This window comes from unidentified bacterial endosymbiont (genome assembly GCF_918797525.1).
GTDB lineage: Bacteria > Pseudomonadota > Gammaproteobacteria > Enterobacterales > Enterobacteriaceae > Enterobacter.
The window spans coordinates 959,703-978,879 of the sequence record NZ_OU963893.1; the positions used below are offsets into that span (position 1 = coordinate 959,703).

At 49.1% G+C, this 19,177-nt stretch carries 11 protein-coding genes and 5 pseudogenes; 10 read left to right on the plus strand and 6 right to left on the minus strand.

Annotation, left to right across the window (positions count from 1 at the left end; translation table 11 throughout):
• Positions 1-27 precede the first annotated feature (27 nt).
• The gene (locus tag NL510_RS04610) at positions 28-1,752 is read right to left on the minus strand and encodes an autotransporter family protein (RefSeq protein ID WP_253382002.1); all 1,725 of its coding nucleotides are present in this window, start codon (positions 1,750-1,752) and stop codon (positions 28-30) included.
• Positions 1,753-2,456: 704 nt separating this feature from the next.
• Here NL510_RS04610 and NL510_RS22835 point away from each other — a divergent pair.
• From NL510_RS22835 to NL510_RS04620, 3 genes are all read left to right on the plus strand, one after another.
• Positions 2,457-2,840 carry a hypothetical protein gene (locus tag NL510_RS22835; RefSeq protein WP_366518925.1) on the plus strand — a complete coding sequence of 128 codons (384 nt, stop codon included), beginning with the start codon at positions 2,457-2,459 and terminating at the stop codon, positions 2,838-2,840.
• A gap of 39 nt (positions 2,841-2,879) precedes the next feature.
• Positions 2,880-3,299: an alpha/beta fold hydrolase gene (locus NL510_RS22840; protein ID WP_366518926.1), complete on the plus strand. Its 420-nt coding sequence runs from the start codon at positions 2,880-2,882 to the stop codon at positions 3,297-3,299.
• A gap of 466 nt (positions 3,300-3,765) precedes the next feature.
• Positions 3,766-4,329, plus strand: a complete 564-nt coding sequence (locus tag NL510_RS04620; protein WP_253382004.1) for an inclusion body family protein — start codon at positions 3,766-3,768, stop codon at positions 4,327-4,329.
• 757 nt (positions 4,330-5,086) lie between these two features.
• On the opposite strand, the pseudogene NL510_RS04625 reads toward NL510_RS04620, so the two are convergent.
• Positions 5,087-5,561, minus strand: a pseudogene (locus NL510_RS04625) (tyrosine-type recombinase/integrase); the annotation flags it as partial.
• 595 nt (positions 5,562-6,156) lie between these two features.
• Here NL510_RS04625 and NL510_RS04630 point away from each other — a divergent pair.
• Together NL510_RS04630 and NL510_RS04635 are read left to right on the plus strand one after the other, a co-directional pair.
• Positions 6,157-7,299 (plus strand): Fic family protein, encoded by a 1,143-nt coding sequence (locus tag NL510_RS04630; protein WP_253382005.1) that lies wholly within the window; start codon positions 6,157-6,159, stop codon positions 7,297-7,299.
• A 220-nt stretch (positions 7,300-7,519) separates the two neighbouring features.
• Positions 7,520-8,727: pseudogene (locus NL510_RS04635) on the plus strand (IS256 family transposase).
• Positions 8,728-8,886: 159 nt separating this feature from the next.
• Here NL510_RS04635 and NL510_RS04640 read toward each other — a convergent pair.
• From NL510_RS04640 to NL510_RS04655, 4 genes are all read right to left on the minus strand, one after another.
• The gene (locus NL510_RS04640) at positions 8,887-9,846 is read right to left on the minus strand and encodes a fimbrial protein (RefSeq protein ID WP_253382007.1); all 960 of its coding nucleotides are present in this window, start codon (positions 9,844-9,846) and stop codon (positions 8,887-8,889) included.
• Positions 9,847-9,888: 42 nt separating this feature from the next.
• Positions 9,889-12,426 (minus strand): fimbria/pilus outer membrane usher protein, encoded by a 2,538-nt coding sequence (locus tag NL510_RS04645; protein ID WP_253382009.1) that lies wholly within the window; start codon positions 12,424-12,426, stop codon positions 9,889-9,891.
• Between the two features lie 73 nt (positions 12,427-12,499).
• Positions 12,500-13,174, minus strand: coding sequence for a fimbrial biogenesis chaperone (locus NL510_RS04650; RefSeq protein ID WP_253378016.1), 675 nt, complete (start codon positions 13,172-13,174; stop codon positions 12,500-12,502).
• 96 nt (positions 13,175-13,270) lie between these two features.
• Positions 13,271-13,786, minus strand: coding sequence for a fimbrial protein (locus NL510_RS04655; RefSeq protein WP_253382011.1), 516 nt, complete (start codon positions 13,784-13,786; stop codon positions 13,271-13,273).
• A 1,033-nt stretch (positions 13,787-14,819) separates the two neighbouring features.
• Here NL510_RS04655 and NL510_RS04660 point away from each other — a divergent pair.
• From NL510_RS04660 to NL510_RS04685, 5 genes and pseudogenes are all read left to right on the plus strand, one after another.
• Positions 14,820-15,523, plus strand: a pseudogene (locus NL510_RS04660) (IS6 family transposase).
• A gap of 649 nt (positions 15,524-16,172) precedes the next feature.
• Complete coding sequence (locus tag NL510_RS04665; protein ID WP_253382013.1) at positions 16,173-16,823, plus strand: T3SS effector cysteine hydrolase SpvD family protein; 651 nt, start codon at positions 16,173-16,175, stop codon at positions 16,821-16,823.
• 173 nt (positions 16,824-16,996) lie between these two features.
• Positions 16,997-17,628 (plus strand): annotated as a pseudogene (locus NL510_RS04670) (recombinase family protein).
• A 12-nt stretch (positions 17,629-17,640) separates the two neighbouring features.
• Entirely contained in the window at positions 17,641-17,784 is a 144-nt protein-coding gene (locus NL510_RS04675; protein WP_253382015.1) for a DUF4158 domain-containing protein, read from the plus strand.
• Positions 17,785-17,862: 78 nt separating this feature from the next.
• A pseudogene (locus tag NL510_RS04685) lies at positions 17,863-19,086 on the plus strand (IS91 family transposase).
• The last annotated feature ends 91 nt before the right edge of the window (positions 19,087-19,177 follow it).

The following is a 19,177-nucleotide window of genomic DNA, read 5'->3' on the forward strand; positions in this document are numbered from 1 at the left end:
TTTGCGGCCCCGTTGAACCAGAAACGGCTAGAACATCTTGCGTAAACGCAGGCTAAAGGTATGCGTCTGGTAGCGCGCGCCCGCCTGAAGATCATAGCGAGCATCCAGGTTCAGCGTATTTTCGCTGTAGAGCGTACTACCAACGGTAACGCTAGCCATATCCTCTACCGGCGCGGCGCCTCGGGAGATAAAACCGGTTTCACCCACCGTATCTGCGGCGTAAGTCGCATGGCTGCTGGCCTGACGATTATCGTACTGGTGCAGCCAGGTCACCTGAGCAAACGGCGTCAGGTTACCCAGTCCCGTAGAGAACGTTTTCTCAATGCGGGTACCGATTTCGCTGACAACCGACTGCGTGTGACTGCTGCTAACGTCGAGTGCCATACCGCTACCACCCGTTTCTTTATAGCCATCCACATGTTGGTAGCCGTAAGTCAGGCCGGCATGCGGCGTAAGTATCACGTTAGCCGGCAGTCTGAGCGGGTAACCTAACTCACTCTGCAGGGTGATGGACTGACCGTTGAATTTACCGTTAGCCGAGCCGGAGAAACCGGTAAAGTCAGCCCGACGCACGGCGCTGTAGCTCTGACGGTTGAGGCCAGCGGACAGGTTCAGATACCCGGGATTGCCCGCGTATCCCGCGTAGCCAATCACACCATAGTTATCCGCAGTTGAGGTGTTGCCGCTGAGGTTATCTTTGCCACGCACGGAGGTGTTGCTATAGTTCAGCGCGGCGCCCATTCGCCAGTCATCAGCCAGGGCGCGATCGGCCCCGAGGATCAACCCGCCAAATTTAGCCGTGTAACCACTTACCTCTGCAGTGCTGTCCTGGTGGGCATAATCGCCAAACGGCTGGCCCCAGACTATCCAGTTGCTTTCGTAATCATCACCGGTTGCAACCCCACTTGCGCCAGCGCTGCTCGGGTTACGTACTGCATCAATATGAGCGCCAACTACCGCCTGCGCCGTTGACGTTGCGATTGCCGCAGCCAAACGGGTGTTGAGGTTTTGCGCAGCCGACAGACGCTCGCCAACACGGTTTGCTTCCCGCTCCCCTTTAATCGCCAGAGAGGCGTTATAAAGCTCAAGCAACTGCGGTGAAGCGATCCCTGTGTAATTTGCGAGGCCACCCAGAGCCGCTTTCGCCCCTGGCATCGTTGCAAGTACCGGTCGGGTCGGTTCCGGCGTGACCACCGGCGGTGTGACAACAGGTTCAGTCCCTAACGTTATGACCAGCGTTTTACTGACGCCGTCATCGTACACCGACCCTTTAACCGCCCCGGCATAACCAACGGCTTTATAATTTAGTTGCTCTGCGTTGAACTGAGAGTTCGCCCCTGCGGCGCTAACGACCACGTAGCGCTGCCCATCGGCAAAATTGTAGGTACTACCGGTGCGCAGCAGATTTACATGTGATCCGGCATCGATCGTCGCATTGCCGCTCACGTTCAGCCGCCCATAGCCGAAATCGCGCTGTGTGCTGCCATCCGCCGCGACCAGGTCTGAAATGCCAGAGATAAGGGTCGCTGCTGCATTCTGGTGATAATCGCCGGAGATGCTGATGTTATTGTTGACCTGCAGGGTCGCGGCATCGTTGAGCACGCGTCCACTTACTGCACTGATATTATCGTTGAGCACCAACGCACCGGAACCCAATATCACATCTGAACGAGTGATGGTGATATTACCGATACCCGTTAACCCGGTTAAAGTACCAGCAGCGGCCGTGCCACCGTTAATGATTAACGGCATTGAACTCGTGGAGTAAATATCACCAGATACCATGCCGCTATTGGTCAGCGTGATGCTGGAGCTGGCGTTAGTATCGTTGTGGATATAAAGCGCATAAGTACCGCCGGTTAAAGTGCCCTTGTTGACAATGGTGGTGGCTGGGTTGAGGTTGCTATAGCTTGAGAGGTAAATACCGGCGTAATTAGCGGAAATCGTCCCGTTGTTAATGATGTCGACGACACGCTCGTTGCTGGAACTATTCGAAGAGATCCCGTAATCATTGGCCGTGAGACTTCCGTTGTTTTCAAGGGCGTCAATATTGCCATAGTTAGTAATGCCCCAGGCACCCCCCTTAATTTCATTGTCATTAATAAGGCTATGGACAGTTCCCCGGTAAATAACTGCCCCATTAGTAAAGAATTCAGCGAGCCATTACTGATTGTCCCTGTATTATGCAGTTTATCTATAGTGCCGCTATTAAAAATTGCACCGTTTTGGTCCGGTATCAGTATGAAATTATTATTGTTTTTTTCCATGGTGAGCCGCCACATAGTTGCGATAGTGTGAAGTTGCAGATGCAATATTTTCGGATTGGTCCGATATTGTTGGGGCGAAGAATATACAGTTTGTTGCAGAAGACAATAAGCTCTGTTTAATTATTTTAGAATAAAGCAAAGCCCTGTATTTTATGGTGATTTTAATTTTACTTAAGGCTCATTGATGTTATGCAAATAAAGCCCCGGGTAGTCTTCAGTGGCGTATTGATTCATTTATCTTTTTTATTTGCAGGCTGTGTTTCGGTAGTTTATCGTGGCGAAGCAAAGCGGATTGCCCGCGCATCTGGTCTGAACAGTGAATATATTGCGGTGAATTCTTTCCCGTTAGCCACATGGAGCCGTTTTATTGCACCTGTTACATCCATTCGTGTGTATATCGAAGGTGATGGTTTCGCCTGGAGAAGCCGCCAACATCCCTCTGACGATCCTACGCCGCACCAGCCAACAGGGCTGCGTCTTACCGCTGCCGACCCGCAGGCAAACGTGCTGTACCTTGCCCGTCCCTGCCAGTTTATAGCCACGCCGTTCCCTGGCGTTTGTGAGGAGAAATAGTGGACCAGTGACCGTTTTGCACCTCCCGTAATTGACGCTATGAATGAGGGCGTAAACCTAATTACCAGACGTTATCCGGGCGTAAAACTCGATGTAGTGGGCTATTCGGGCGGGGGAAATATTGCAGCGCTGCTTGCCTCTCACCGCACGGATGTGCAGTCATTACGCACCGTTGCCGGTAACCTTGACGTTGACTGGGTCAACCGGCTGCACGATGTGACGCCAATGCCGAATGCGCTTAGCGCCATACACAGTGCCAGGCAGTTGCACAAACTACCCCAGCTTCATTTCAGCGGAGGAGCTGATGAAATAGTGCCTGCTGGTGTCGCCAGGCGTTTTAAGCAGGCCGTTGGGGGACGTTGTGTGCGGGTGAAGGTGGTAGAGGGAATGGCACACGGTTCCGACTGGGGGGCCATTTGGCCGCAATTATTACGTGAGGAAATGCCAGGATGCCAATGATGATAGCAGTCTAAATTAAATTCTCCGCGCAGTTAAATCCCTCGCGGAAAAGCAATACTGTTTCGCGTTGAATACATACTGGAATATTTGAATTGTCACTATTGCATCTCACATCAGCAAGACCGTCAAAAGAGTCTGTAGATATCGTTAATCTGTTCTTTTTCATATTGGTGTGTGTGCAACTACATGATCAATAAGTTTTTTGTATATTTATTGCATTTTTTATAGTTCCTTTGAATGTATCTGATTGCTGGTTATACGGGAACCACTAAATTTATTCAGATATTGATAACCTGATCACTATTACAGCATTAAAAAAAGTTTATTTTTGGATTGTCGTTTCATCTGGTATAGGATTTTCTTATTTCTGATTATAAGAGGAGGTTGCCTTATTTAAAGGGCGGATTGCTGTCTGTTTTAATAATGCTTATTTTAATCTGATCATTTGTCAATAAAGGAAACGAAAATGGATACGGAAGACAAAAGCATTGTCAATGCAAGTAATATGTTTATTTATGTGCATGCGTTAATTGATACTGATCGTATTAGAAAAAAATATCCGGTACTCAGTCAGGATAAAAATAATCCAACCTGGATTAATGATACAAGTTTGATCCAATTGACTGTATCAGATTGTCGTGAAGTTATTTCAGGGCAAGGGACTGCGAATCTGAAATTTAAAGCTAATGTTAACGACATAGTTTCATTTACGGGAATGTCTGTATACGCCAACTCAGATGATGCTGCAATTGTATATAAAATAGAACATGTTAGAGGTGATCGGGTATTTAATCCGTTTCGGCAAAATATCTTTATCCGAAAGGAGGCCGTTATTCCTGATGTGAATTCCGCTGACGGTTTACCCGCGAAATATAAGGAAATGACATTTAGTCAATTTAGCTCCTCTATTTCTAAATCTGGTTCGGAAGATTTCACTATTAATTTTGCTCTCTATAAGCTTGATGGCTTAGGACAACGGCAGATATTGGTTGGTTATGGCCGTCTTGATCCAACTATCGTTGTCAATTAATGAATGGAGACAATGCCTTCGGGCGGTAACCTTGCTTAATCTTTGAAACAGGCATCGCAATAGCGATAAAGGTACACTTCAACCATAGATCGTCAGCGTCACACACCTCATTTTTCCAGGTACATGTGCGTTGACTTTCCTCGCTCAGCCCAGTCACTTAATAAAGTAAGTGGCTGGGCATTCGTGTCTGTGGCAGGCCACCATGTTTATCGTTGTCTCCGGGTAAACTGAGCATGAAGGTAGCTACTGCAAAACCAAAAATTTGTTGACTCAGAGAGCGAACTCCCCCGCCTAAGCGAGGATTATAAATAAGTGCTGCCCGGAGTCGGAAACAATCAATTACTTACTAATTTGATTTCTATTGAAATTTCTTCTGCTACTTTCGGATCTTGATTAAATAAATACTCGATTCCAGATACTGAACCCATCGACATGTTTTCACGTGACGTTACGAATAAAATTGTGTAGTACAGGATCAGAAAAAAACTGCTGTGCGTCTCTTTGGTAGTCAGGCTTTTCCTGTAACTCATTATGAATAGATTCCAGTATTTCACAGGTAACTGTATCGCTCCTTTCCAGATCAAAAGTAATTACTGCATCGGTAAGTAATGAATCGCCACGGATAATCTAGACACTTCCGAGCCGTTGATAATATTGATTTTCGTATTCAGTAAGCTTGTTCATGGAGTGCGCACCAGCAAACATGAAAACGGACTCTGCGGTAATTTCTTTTATCTGCTCCGGCAGGCATTTCAGGGGCGGGGTGATGTTGGGCCACAACCGGGGCCATGACGATCCCCCTGCTGTACCGCGTGGCGCATGATTTTGGTCAGATACTGGCGCACCCGCCCGGCAACGTCCATTGCGCCAATATCAGGAAAGACGTAGCGCTTCAGGCAGGTCATGATCTTGTCGGCGTGGTCTTCTAATCATAACTTAAGGCAACTGGTGTGCCACGCGGTGGCGATAAATTTAAACGTGCGAGATTCATCTATCGCAGCTTTTTCCGCCTTGCGGGGCAGGGAAGGGCAAACACCCGATACCAGCAACTTACGCGCTGCATCGCGCTTTTCGCGGGCTTCCGCCAGCGTAACCTGTGGGTAGGGGCCAAAGGCCAGACGATTTTCCTTACCTTCAAAACGGTAGCGGAAATACCATAGCTTAGAGCCGCTGGCGGATATCGTCAGGTACAGGCCTTGTGAGTCGGTGAGCTTGTAGAATTTTGCTGTCATATGAGGGTCTCTTCATTCATCGAACTGAATGACCCGCAATCTGACCCCAAATTTTCCGGATACCTGGAGATAAATAGATACGTGTCTGGAAAGGTTTTTAGGCTAACCTGTTGAATTTAATACACGATGGGATTCTTAAAGAAGCATAAAAACAGAAAAGTGGTGCCGGACTCGGAATCATATCCACGATTAACATGCTGTTTGTTATTGGTTTTGTTGGTGTTTCTCGCAAACAGCGCCCCCACTAAAGCCCCCACAAGAAATCACTATATTTGTGTGATGGTTATCACGAAAAATCATTCTTTTGCGAGTGGGGCTTCGTTATATGTGGAGTCAGGTCCACACATAACGGTATGAGGTCCACATATAGTGGATAGAACTCCACACATAACGGTTCTAAACAATCCATACTGCATTACGCAATCAAAGCCCCGTCTCCCTTCGAATTGAACATCTTTCAAACTTACATTTGATATGTTTGAACAAAGGTTTTGAGATAATCAGAAACGATATTATTTCTAATATATAGATTATATTAGTATTTTTGCTATACTTTTGAGATACCGTCATGCACCAGTTGAGATAACTAAACATCATGGCTCAATTTAATCACTTTGAACTCTCGCTTCTGAACCCCAGCTTTGACTCCCCTTTGGTCGATGCGCTGACGGAGCTGGAGTTACTCCGGCACCTGCGGCTGGAAACCGATGTTCACCCTATCCTGTTTGCGCAGTTGAAGGCCGTTTTCCACATGCTTGAGAGTCTTGGCTCTGCAAGGATTGAGGGAAACCACACCACGCTTGCCGACTATGTTGAAAGTAAGGTTGAAGGAACGCAGAGTTCGACGGACCAGCTTAAAGAAATCAACAATATTGAAGCTGCGATGGAGTACATAGACGAATACCTGAACGATGGCGATGCGATAACGGAGTATTTTATCCGCGAGTTGCATAGTCTGGCAGTAGTCGGCTTGCAACAGGAAGGCGACAGAACGCCCGGCGCATATCGGCAACATAACGTCAGCATTGCTCAGTCTGACCATTTGCCGCCGGACCACATCCGCGTTGCTGATTATATGGCGGAACTGACTGCCTTCATTAACCGTGCCGATAAGCCAAAGTACGATCTGATGAAGATTGCACTGGTGCATCACCGCTTTGGCTGGATACATCCCTTTGGCAATGGTAATGGCAGAACGGTCAGACTGCTGACCTATGCGTTGCTTATCAAATATGGTTTTAATGTTCAGACTGGCGGGAGGGTTCTCAATCCGACAGCGGTATTCTGTAACGATCGTGAACGCTATTACGCCATGCTTTCTTTAGCCGATAAGGGAACAGAGCAGGGGCTGGAAAAATGGTGTTTATATGTGCTTTCGGGGATCTCCTCTGAGCTGAAGAAAGTTGATCAACTGACAAACCACGCTTTTCTGAGTGAAAAAATCCTGCATCCGGCTATCGATTTTTCATCGGAGAGAGGATTGATAAACCCGCTGGAATCGAAGGTTCTGAAACGTGCCGTCGAACTGGGAACGATAAAAGCGGGCGATCTCCGCGCCGTTTTGCCAGACCTGAAACCGACGCAGGTGACTTATCAGCTTGGTAAGTTGATTGAGCGGGGACTGCTCCAGCCAGTAGAAGAAGGGGCTCGTACCTATACGGCGAAATTTTCTAACTCGTATCTGATACGTGGGGTGATTAAGGTACTGCGGGAAGAAGGGTTTATTCCTGATTTGTAAGCTTAGAGGTGGTTAATTTTACGGCAGCCAATGATAATGGCATTATCGTCATATATTCTTGTTAGATGAATTAGGAATATCTGAATAGTTATTCGGCCAGATAGATGGCGATGGACAATGTTGAAGTCATTCTCTTCAAAGAAATGTCGGGAGACTATAATTTAAATTGTGTATCTGCCTGTTTTTGATATGTTCACTTCAACAACGAAACAGGTAAATTATGGGCGAAAAGAAACTCAAAGCGCTGGCGGCTGAACTGGCTAAGGGCATTAAAACTGAAGCTGATCTTAACCAGTTTTCTCGTATGCTGACGAAGCTAACCGTCGAAACAGCGTTAAATGCTGAGCTGACTGACCATCTCGGGCATGAGAAAAATGTCCCTAAATCCGGCTCGAACACCCGCAATGGCTACACATCAAAAACTCTGCTTTGCGATGACGGCGAGATCGAACTGAACACGCCGCGTGACCGTGAAAACACCTTCGAACCTCAGCTGATTAAGAAGCACCAGACGCGTATTACGCAGATGGACAGCCAGATTTTGTCCCTGTACGCCAAAGGCATGACCACGCGAGAAATCGTCGCCACCTTCAAAGAGATGTACGATGCCGATGTGTCGCCCACGCTGATATCTAAGGTCACCGACGCCGTAAAAGAGCAGGTCACCGAGTGGCAAAACCGACAACTGGATGCGCTGTATCCCATTGTTTATATGGACTGTATTGTCGTGAAAGTTCGCCAGAATGGCAGTGTGATAAACAAAGCCGTCTTCCTGGCGCTGGGTATCAACACCGAAGGCCAGAAAGAATTGCTGGGTATGTGGCTGGCCGAAAATGAAGGCGCAAAGTTCTGGCTGAGTGTGCTGACGGAACTGAAAATCGAGGCCTTCAGGACATCCTGATAGCCTGCGTGGACGGACTGAAGGGCTTCCCGGATGCGATAAACAGCGTCTACCCGCAGACCCATATCCAGCTGTGTATCATCCATATGGTACGTAACAGCCTGAAATACGTGTCCTGGAAGGACTACAAAGCCGTCACCAGCGGACTGAAGGCGGTTTATCAGGCTCCGACCGAAGAGGCAGCGCTGATAGCGTTGGATGCGTTCGCGGGTGAGTGGGACGACAAGTATCCACAAATCAGCAAAAGCTGGCGTGCGCACTGGGAAAACCTGAATACGTTCTTCGGCTACCCGCCGGATATCCGCAAGGCCATCTACACCACGAACGCGATAGAATCGCTGAACAGCGTGATCCGGGCTGCGATTAAAAAACGTAAAGTGTTCCCGACAGATGACTCGGTGCGGAAGGTTATTTATCTGGCGATCAAGGATGCGTCGAAAAAATGGAGTATGCCGATCCAGAACTGGCGTCTGGCGATGAGTCGCTTTATTATTGAGTTCGGTGACCGCCTGAGCGATTACCTTTAACGAGTGGGCAGTTACACAGAATTACTTACAGGCTCTTCATTCGCATATTCCCTGATATGTCCTGAGTCCAGGAGCGATTGAAACGTGCCCGTACTGTACAATCTGTTTTTTATATGACCACCATTCAGGGCCGCGTGCAGGTTGTTCGGCATATTCTCGCTACTGATAGGTCAACGTCATTGTCACCACAGCAGAAACCTGGCCGCCATTTACGCTGTCTGCGACCTGGATATACTGGACACTGAAATTTTCAAAAACACCGTTAATATTCCCTGGGACTAACTGAGGCTGCCCCAGTTGAACGGGCGTACCCGATGAGGTATTCACAATCTGAAATCCCACGCCGGTATCAGCCCCGTGGTCAGGAATAATGATGTTGCCACTCGTGACCGTGTTGGCATCGAAGCTGATAAAGTTTTGCGAAACAACATTCTCCGATATAATACTGAGCGGTATTACGGTTCTGCCCGCAACAGAACCCGGACCCTGTAAGTCAGTTGATAATATCGGAGGCAAGGTGACATTTACGTTATCAGTGGTCAGGTAGACAGGAATATATATTCCTGTACCTGAAATTACCACTCTCCAGACGACCTGCCCAGCTTCATTCGAAACCTCATATATTGGCTGCCTGTAAGCTCCGGAAAACGGCAGTGAGTTTCCTGCGCTCGTTGTCGTTACCACACCATATGCGTGGCCGCCCGTAATTTCACGAATGGAATCAGTTCCTATGGAGTTGGCGGATAAGAAACGTGAATTTCCGTTGCTGGTGATGACTATAATCCGGTCCCAGTTAGATGAGATAAAACCCGCCTCGCTACTAGTTAAATAAACGGCAAAGCGCCGTAGAACCGGCAGATGACTGGTAAACCATAAGACCGGGGTAAGGCGGCATCCGGCATCATCGCCTAACACAACAGAAGGATATTCTATTTTAACAACTTTAAGTATACCAGGGTTAATATCTGGGGTGAACACAACCTCCCCCATATCAATGACCTGTTCCTGCAGTGCCACCGGAAGGCATTCAGCGTTAGCCGCGCCAGTTACCATTATTAATACACTTGCAGCCACCGCCTTCAAAAATGCCAGCCTGGCACAGAGACCTGATATTACCATCTTTAGTTTCCTTATAAGCTAATCTGATTCCGGAGTATTCCCTCAGCGACAGTCAATCTGTGCCGTTCTGAAGCGCTCCCCTTTCTGAGCAGGACTAAGTATTACCTCTCCCGTACACTGCTGCTCCGGGCTTTTGCCCCACTGCACGTGCAGCTGGCTCCGTTCCGGCACGCCGCTCAGATAGATGTCACCGTTATCCCCCACAAAACTGTTGCTGACATTCTTTTCCTGGACCCAGAGTGAGGCGTTGGCACCGAACGGCACGGGCTTACCCCGGTAGCTGACCGTCGCCAGAACCCTGGCCCCCACGTTCGCCTGGTAGTCCGCCACCACCAGTGCGCCACGTGTCGGGATGACCGTCTGGACTGGCTCCTCAAGTTCCACCTCATCCGGCAGGGATTCCGTACGGAGCGCCACGTTGTTTCTTCGGTAGGCCGACACGTACGGCACCACGGTATACCCACGCCAGTCCGTGCGCACCCCGCGCTGGTTCTTCACATCGATGCCGGCCCCGTCAGGGACGCGTACCAGTACCATGGTATCCCCGAGAGGCTGAGACAACGTCACGCCCCAGGGGTGCACCACGATACCGCCGTTCAGGCCTGCATTCAGCTGCTGGCTGTCGGTGTTGTAGCTGTAACCCGCGCTGGCCCGGCCATAGGTACCGCTGTAAGAACTGCTTACCCCGCCGCTGTTTCCTTCGCCCCTGCTGGCATACCCTTCACGCGCGCTCCAGCTCAGACGGTTGTCGAGCATCGTTCCGCTCAGCCCGACGTCATTGCGTATCCGGCTGCGGTTATCCGCGCTCATGCTGTAGCTGACCCGTGAGCCGGCCAGCCATCGTTCAAGCGGGACGGAAACGCTGAAAAAAATCTGGCGGTTGTTATCGCTAATCGGGGAACGGGTGTCGCTGAGACTCAGGGTGTAACTGGCTCCCTGCAGGGTGATACCATATCTCAGCAGCAGGGTACGCTCTGTTCCGCTGTCGTTATAGTAATCCTGCTGGTACGCAGAGAGACTTAGGGAGCCATACTGCCCCAAATTCTGAGTTACCTGAGCCTGAAGTCTGCTGCGTTTGTTATGCGTCCGTCGCCATAACTCCAGTGTGTCATCATCCCCGGCAGTGCGGGGCAGCGCCTCATTTGCTTCATTAAACGAGTAGAATCCCGTGCCGGAATAGCGGTATCCGCCGAGTACCAGAGAAGTGCCGCTTTGCATAACATCCTTGGCGTACTGCAGGCGGTAAGACTCCCCCGTTCGGGTCAGCGTGGAGTCAAACTGCGTTCTGGCATGGGTGACGTCGAATGACACCGAGCCGAGGTTACCCAGCCCCTGACCGATGCCCAGTAATCCGGAGGTATAGTCAGCGGAGAAAATACTTCCGCCATACATTGTGGTGCTGTTACTCAGGCCATACTGGAGCGTACCCTGGGCAAAATCAGGCTCACGGATATTATCTCCCCAGGAACGGTAGCGCCCGGCAGTAAAGGCATAGCGCCAGTTTCCGTCACGCTGCATGCCGGGAACCGCAGAAAAGGGCTGGATGAAAGTATTTTCACTGCCGTCTTCTTCCCGGATCGTCACGTCCAGATTGCCGCTGTTGGCGGTGGGATACAGATCCCGGATTTCAAAATTTCCGGGCGCCACCGCGGTCTGGTAAATAACCTGGCCGTTCTGTCTGACTGTCACCTGCGCATTACTGCGGGCAATCCCCCTCACGACCGGGGCAAACCCCCTGAGGCTGTCCGGCAGCATCGAATCATCCGAGGCGATCTGGATCCCCTGAAACTGTACGCTGTCGAACAAATCGCCGGGGGTAGAGGACTGTCCAAGCGTGAGCCGGCCGGTCAGGGAGGGGATATCCCGCTGCAGAAAGGTATTAAGGCTGTTCCATCCGTCGCCATCACTGCGCCGGACACGCCGGCCGGACTCTTCACTGTTTTCAGTGTACTGACTGACGTTGCGGGTATAGGTTGCGTTATTTCGCAGACGCCAGGCGCCCAGATTCAGGCCGCTGTCCAGACGTAAAAACAGATGATTGCTGGTCGTGTCCTCCTGCCAGATATTATTGCTGTTAATGCCATAGTTGAGCAGAAATGCGGGCACCCCGTTATCCCATAACGCCGGGTCGATGGCGTCCCTGGCCCGAAAATCAAGGGCTGCCTGCGGAACACTGAGGTCGAGGCGGAGCTGGTTGATGTCCAGCCGTGCGCTGGCTCCGGAAATATAAAGGCCGGGGTCGCTCACCACGGCATTCTCTTTCAGCACCGCAGGAAACGCGTTTTCTTTCACCCCCAGGGTGCGCCAGTACCCGACAGTCAGGACAGGCGCGAGCCGGTCATTATCGGTAACAAACTCAACGTCCCGGGTACCCTGAAACGCATTATTAACATAGATATCAACGCGATAACGCCCGGGGGACTGGGCGCCGCGTTCAAACATACTGAGATCCTCAATGGTCGGGCTGCCCGGGCCCAGCCGAAGCGCTGCCGGGTTGAAGTGCATCTCGCCCTTTCCCTCAGATGAGATAAGCCCCGCGCCAACCAGAATGAGAAGGCTGATGTTGTTGTTTCTTATCATCCGGTGTCCCTGAGAAAAAATGACCCTTCATTATCAAAAGCCATCTGAAAAGTGGCGGGAAAACAGCATCCGCCTACTGGCGGGCTACCGGACTGCCCGCGCCGAAGTCGTTAACGGATTGCCATTCGATAACGCCACTGCCGGATGCGCTGACCCGGTGTTCCCCGAACGGGGGAACCATGCCTGGATTATCAACGCTGACGCCCCCGACTTTAAGACTGAAAAAGGAGACGTAGTAAGGCGTGGGGTTGTTGATAATAAGGGTCTGGCCCTGACGCCGGAACTGCAGTGACTTGTAGGCTTCAGCCGCCCCCTGACTGTTTAATGCCCGTGGCCGGTAGATCAGTTTAAGGCGGTGGCGGACGACGACCTGGAGATGATTCTGCTCCTGATTTTTTGGCGTGGCGGCAATCCCTTTAATACTGAGCCAGTAAAGGGATTCCCGGTCGGCAGGTAAAGACGCGCCGGTAATGGCGATCCGCAGAATGCTTTCCTTTTCACGATCCAGTCTGAACAGGGGAGGGGTGATAACAAAAGGGACTCTGGCCGTATTACCGTCATTCTCATTATCCAGCCATGACTGGACAAGATAGTCGGTTGCCTTATCCGCGTTTCGAATGGATAACGACACCTCCCTGTTCGCCTCAGGGAAAATAACCCGTGTCCCTCCGGGGATAATGCTGGCCGACGCAGTATGCATGCCGGCAATAAGTAAAAACAGGCAGGTTAAGAGATGACCACCGCGCATTACGCCTCCGTCAGGATCACATCAGCGATGGCAGCGCGTGCCGCCATCGCTATACAGGATGCAGGTATTACTCTGAATGACAAACACTACATGGAATTACTGATACTGCACGGTAAATCGTAGCACACCATTTGCCTGACCCGGGGTAATAGTCGCGGCGGTCTTTTGGTAACGGGCATTAAAGTCAAGCGTGGCGTTTTGCCCTGTCACCGTGGCCGGATTTGACGCCACGCCCAGCGGAACCCGGGAATCATTACGGGCGTCGAAGACGGCAATGGCCACGCCGGCTGCGCCACCATCGACCTGCAGAAGAGAAGAGTCGCTGGAATCACGGTTACCGTCAAACACAACGCGGGCATTGGTTAATGCTGCCGGGCAATTTTCCATACTGATACTGAATGAAGCTGAGCTGGCCGTAGAGCCTACAGCCCCAAATGAACTTTCAGCAACGGTTCCCAGAGAAATGGTCTGCGTCTGGTCGGTTGTGGTGACTTCACATCCGGCGGCAATGATTTCCCCGTTAATGGTAATGGTTCCGTCAGCGGCATTAGCGGCTGTGAACGCAAAGGAGGAAAACAGGGCGACGGTTAAAAGTGATTTTTTTAAAAACATAATCAGGTAACTCCTGTGAATGATTAGAGCGCCCACTTTTTTATTCCTGAACACAGCGGGGGGAGCTCATCTGGTTTATCCAGGAATTATCCTAAGTGAAATAACGCGAAAAATAAAAGCCGCCCGATTTCAGTGAAAATACATTTCCCGACAATCAGGTAACAAAAAGAAACATCTGCAATTACCCCAGAATCAGCCTGATGCTGCAGAATTTAGCGGCTATTTTTTATTGGGTTACCTCATTCTCCCGTGTGACGGTAAAATAAAAAGTCCTTATTGCGCCGCGTATACCCTTAGTTTCCCAGGGGGGATGAACAACAAATAAAATACAAAAGAAAGCAGCTAATTAAAGGACGGTTAACATGTATGTTAATGTAACGACCCTGCTACCAGACTTTAAGCCATCATCAATACATTTAATTACATAATCTTTAAAAAAAGAACCACATTAAAATATCGGAGAATAAATACCCACCCATATTCAATGAGTTACATTAAGCATGGCGCCATGTCAATACACGAAAGACCGGACTTCCTGATGTTTCATAACATTTAATCATCCTTCAGACACAGCGTATTTTTATCCATAACGCTGGAAACACATCCGGATTTAACGAAACCATCCGGCAGGATGTATCTTTAATCAATAGCAACATCCACTAAGCTTTATTCCAGTATGGTTTTAAGATTTCCCGGCCATTACAGAGCAGCAACAGGAGGTTAATTACTCAATAACGTCAGGGTTTAAATAAAGCAATGCTTTTAATTACATTGAATAACAGTCAGTTCTGCCTGATGGTGCTGATTTACTGGCATTGTGTACTGCATAACTATAACCTAAAATGCCGTTAATCATTCAGGCATCCTCATGTTCGTTTTAACCGACAATACAGGTCATATTGACTCATTTCTTTCATAAAGCAACTATTGAAAAACGCATATGCAGACATCGCTGAGATATAGTCTGAATGGCACTGTTGCAAAAATCCGGAGGTGATAAACTTATCGTCACCTTTTGCTGACGGAGCGGCACATGAACCCATTTAAAGGCCGGCATTTTCAGCGTGACATCATCTTGTGGGCAGTCCGCTGGTATTTAAATACGGCATCAGCTAACGTGAGCTGCAGGAGAAGCTGGCTAAGCGTCGTGTGAATGTCGATCACTCCACGATTTACCGCTGCGTTCAGCGTTATGCGCCTGAAAGGGAAAAACGACTGCGCTGGTACTGGCGTAACCCTTCCGATCTCAACCCGTGACACATTGATGAAACTTACTTGAAGGTGAATGGCCGCCGGGCATATCTTTACCGGGCAGTCGACAACAGGGGCCGCACCATAGATTTTTATCTCTCCCCACGTCGTAACAGCAGAGCCGCCTACCGGTTTCTGGGTAAAATCCTCAACAACGTGAAGAAGTGGCAGCTCCCTCGATTCATCAACACAGATAAAGCGCCCACCTGTGGCCGTGCGCTCGCGCTGCTGAAACGCGAAGGCCGATGTCAGCCTGACGTTGAACACCGACAGATTAGGTACCGGAATAACGTCATTGAATGCGATCATGGCAAGCTGAAAAGGATAATCGATGCCACGCTGGGATTTAAAACCATAAAGACGGCTTACGCCACGATCAAAGGTATTGAGGTGATGCGTGCACTACGCAAAGGGCAGGCATCACCGTTTTATTATGGTGATCCTCAGGGCGAGATGCGCCTGGTGAGCAGAGTTTTTGAAATGTAAGCTTTGTCATGACGCCAGCAGTTTCCCATTCGCCATATTTGCAACAGTGCCGCTTCTGGCACAGGCCACGGGAATAAGTGCACCCGGAACCGGCTGTTCAGAATGAAAAAGAAGCAAAATAAGTGAATACAGCCCATTCGGTCAGTGCGGATGACATGGATGGTGCTCTCCCAGGCACTATATAAATGGTCTGGAAACAATTGACATGCGATTGAAATTCCTAACCATGAACATGGCCGTTCGGCAACGGTGGAGAGAAATCAGAGATAATGCGACAGGCCTGGTAATTTAGAATGCCAGTAGAACACCCCATATACGACTATGGTATATTTTTGCCATCATTAATGAAAAGAAAATCTTTGCTGTTAAAGGGGGTTGGGGAGCAGCGTAACAGCAAACGTCGTTAAGCAGTCAATTTAAATGGTCATTAATATATTAATCAATAAATTATGCCTCTTTATTGAAAGCTCTCAGTTCCCCCTTACTGACAGGATTCCCGCACTGTAATGATGAAAGCTTCTCAACGTCTAAGTTCTGAATCGGATAACCCTTAATGCCTGGGCTGTTGGATCTTTACATAAAAAAGTTTTTTGAAAGAAATCTTAACTTTAAGATTGAATAATATTCGTTTTATCGAGAGAGTGTAATCATGAAAGTATCTGGTCATATATTATCCCAAGACATAATGTCACATATAAGCTTAAAAAATATCAATAGTAATGATTCAAATGAAGTCAAGAGAATTAAAGATGCGCTCTGTATTGAATCAAAAGAAAGAACTTTGTATCCACAAAATTTGAGTCGAGATGATTTAAAAAAAATGGCTAGATATGTAAATAACACATACGTCCATTACTCTGGGAACTGCGCTTTATTATCAGCTTGTTTACATTACAACATCCATCACCGACAGGATATGTTGAGTTCGAAGAATACGGCCTCTCCTACAGTTGGATTAGATAGCGCCAATGTTGATAAAGTCATTTTTGGTAAGGAACTTAACCAATCATATTATTTAAATTCTATCGATGAGGTGGAAGAGGAAATCTTAAACCGTTATGACATTAATAGGGAAAGTTCTTTTATCATTCGCGCAGAGAACTACATAGTTCCAATAATTGGTGAATGTGGACATAGTTTCAACGCTATTGTTATATGTGAATATAATAAAAAGCCATATATTCAATTCATTGATGCCTGGAAAACATCCAATATCCTTCCAAGTTTACAAGAGATAAAAAAACACTTCCCTTCATCAGCGGGATTTTATATTAGAGCTTATGGTGAAAAACACGATTGATAACTTTTCAATATTTATTTGATCAAAATTAAGTTAATAGTGAAGCTAAACTACCATTAACAGGTCAATTTAAATAGGCAAAAACTATCAGACCAATTTACATCGCAGATTGCCATTTTTAGCCACCTCTTTTACGATAGCTATATTAACTATACTCATTTTGGCTACCTTAAATGAAAATTGCTCGCATCTATGAAATGGTCAGTACATCAGAGCAGGATCAGACACGCCAGGCTGACATCGAAAAAACGGCCATTGCCAGTGGTTTTTATATCGCCGGTATTTATCGGGAAAAAGCATCGGGTGCCAGAGCTGACAGACCTGAGCTTCTCCGCATAATCGCCGACTTCAGCCTGGTGATGTGGTGATAGCCGAAAAAATTGACCGTATCAGTCGTCTCCCTCTTCCTGAAAAACTGATTGCTTCCATCAGAGACAAAGGTGCCCGGCTGGCTATTCCAGGCATAGTGGATTTGTCAGAAGTGTTAGCAGAAAATGATGGTGTCTCCCGCATTGTCCTTGAATCTGTTCAGGAGTTATTGCTAAAACTTGCCCTTCGGACCGCACGAGATGACTACGAAATACGGCGGGAAAGACAGCGCCAGGGTGTTCAGCTCGCCAAAGTTGCAGACAAGTACGCAGGCAGGAAGGCCGATCTCGTGACCCATGAGCGTATCATTACCCTTCGGCAGTCCGGATTAACCATTGAGCGCACAGCCACGCTGGCCGGATGTAGCATCAGCCAGGTCAAACGCGTCTGGGCAATCCATCAGTCGCAAAAAATTCGTGAGATTCCCCTGAACTAAGGATGGTTTACGATGCCGGTTAATTTTCTTTCCGAAGATCAAAAAGTAGGTTACGGTAACTATCATGGCGAACTGACAAAGGAAACACTGGCTCGCTATTTTCACCTTGATGATTTTGACCGGATGAATATTTCAGAAAAACGGGGAGAACAGTAGCACGCCTTCGGCGTGAGCGCGGCTGCGCTGCAGCCACAGTATTTTGCCCTTCCCCTGCCTCGTTTTATACTCTGCGCTATGTATATCCCGCGCCCCGCAAAACTGCTCTTCACCTTCGATGAAGGCTGGAATAGATTTCTCGAAAAATACGGTGACAGCATCAGCGAATGGACGCGACTCTCCGTCGAGCGCATGCTCGCCTGCGGCACTGGTGTCATGGGCGTTCGCCTCAACTGTTGTGCCTCACCACACTGCACCCATTCCCGGTTCTTCTGCCAGAGCTGCAAATCAAAAGCCTGCAGCTCATGCGGACTCAAAGCCACTGAGCAGTGGATTGCAACACAACAGTACATCCTGCCCGACTGCGACTGGCAGCACATCACCTTTACCATGCCCCATGTACTCTGGCCTTTTTTCAACAACAACTAGCCTCTGATTAATGACCTGTTTCGCTGCGCCACCCGTCCCATGCTCAGGCACGTGCGCAAGCTGGGCATCAAAGTCGGCATCTTCTGCGCGCTGCACACCTACGGACGCCAGCTTAATCAGCATCCGCACATCCACGTCTCAATTACCTGTGGCGGCCTCGACATCAAACACGGCGTCTGGCGCGGCCTGTTCTTCAAAAAATAGCAGGTTGAAGCCATCAGGCGTGGTGCCGTTATCCATCTGCTGCGTGCCAGCTACGATCGCGTTAATCCCGATAAGCTGCCCAACCCCGGCCATATCCGCGATGCTAAGCAGTGGAAGCGCTACCTGCAGGCGCAATATCAGCGCCACTGGAAGGTCCACTTCGCCAAAAAGACCCGCAGTGCCTGGCGCAGCGTCAAATACCTGGGCCGTTATCTGAAGCGCCCGCCGGTGGCCGCTTCCCAGCAGCGCCATTATCGTGGCGGCTCGGTTGTTCACAAGTATTACGACCACAACAAGCAGCAGCACAAACGCCAGAAACTGAGCCAGGAAGAGATGCTGTGGCGTTACGTCAGCCACATCCCGGCGCGACATTTTGAAATGGTACGTTACTACGGCTTCCTGGCCAACCGCAAGCGTGGCACGTTGCTGCCGAAAGTCTACGAAGCATTGGAGATGACGCCACGCGAAAAACCGCAGAAGCCGGGGTTCGCTGTGCTGATGAAAGCGTTCCTGGGCACCGATCCGTATCCGTGCATTCTTTGCAAAGGCCGGTTGCGATTTGCCGGCGCTATGGTGGGCGGGCACGCCACAAAAATGCTCTCTGACAGGCTGTATAGGATGGCAAAAAAACGATGGCTTCAGAGCCCGGCTCAGAATAAGTGCGCCTGAAAAACGGGTTGGGGATTAAAAATGCGTCAAAGCCGGAATTTTTACGCGTGATCGCTCGCCACTCCCCGCACTCTGGGAGTATGACACGCTA

Bases quoted from the DNA above. Each gene is read 5' to 3' on its own strand.
- NL510_RS04610 (WP_253382002.1), bottom strand. From the start codon at position 1,752: ATGCCGTTAATCATTAACGGTGGCACGGCCGCTGCTGGTACTTTAACC.
- NL510_RS04640 (WP_253382007.1), bottom strand. From the start codon at position 9,846: ATGGTAATATCAGGTCTCTGTGCCAGGCTGGCATTTTTGAAGGCGGTG.
- NL510_RS04630 (WP_253382005.1), top strand. From the start codon at position 6,157: ATGGCTCAATTTAATCACTTTGAACTCTCGCTTCTGAACCCCAGCTTT.
- NL510_RS04675 (WP_253382015.1), top strand. From the start codon at position 17,641: ATGCCGGTTAATTTTCTTTCCGAAGATCAAAAAGTAGGTTACGGTAAC.
- NL510_RS04665 (WP_253382013.1), top strand. From the start codon at position 16,173: ATGAAAGTATCTGGTCATATATTATCCCAAGACATAATGTCACATATA.
- NL510_RS22835 (WP_366518925.1), top strand. From the start codon at position 2,457: ATGCAAATAAAGCCCCGGGTAGTCTTCAGTGGCGTATTGATTCATTTA.
- NL510_RS04650 (WP_253378016.1), bottom strand. From the start codon at position 13,174: ATGCGCGGTGGTCATCTCTTAACCTGCCTGTTTTTACTTATTGCCGGC.
- NL510_RS04655 (WP_253382011.1), bottom strand. From the start codon at position 13,786: ATGTTTTTAAAAAAATCACTTTTAACCGTCGCCCTGTTTTCCTCCTTT.
- NL510_RS22840 (WP_366518926.1), top strand. From the start codon at position 2,880: ATGAATGAGGGCGTAAACCTAATTACCAGACGTTATCCGGGCGTAAAA.
- NL510_RS04645 (WP_253382009.1), bottom strand. From the start codon at position 12,426: ATGATAAGAAACAACAACATCAGCCTTCTCATTCTGGTTGGCGCGGGG.
- NL510_RS04620 (WP_253382004.1), top strand. From the start codon at position 3,766: ATGGATACGGAAGACAAAAGCATTGTCAATGCAAGTAATATGTTTATT.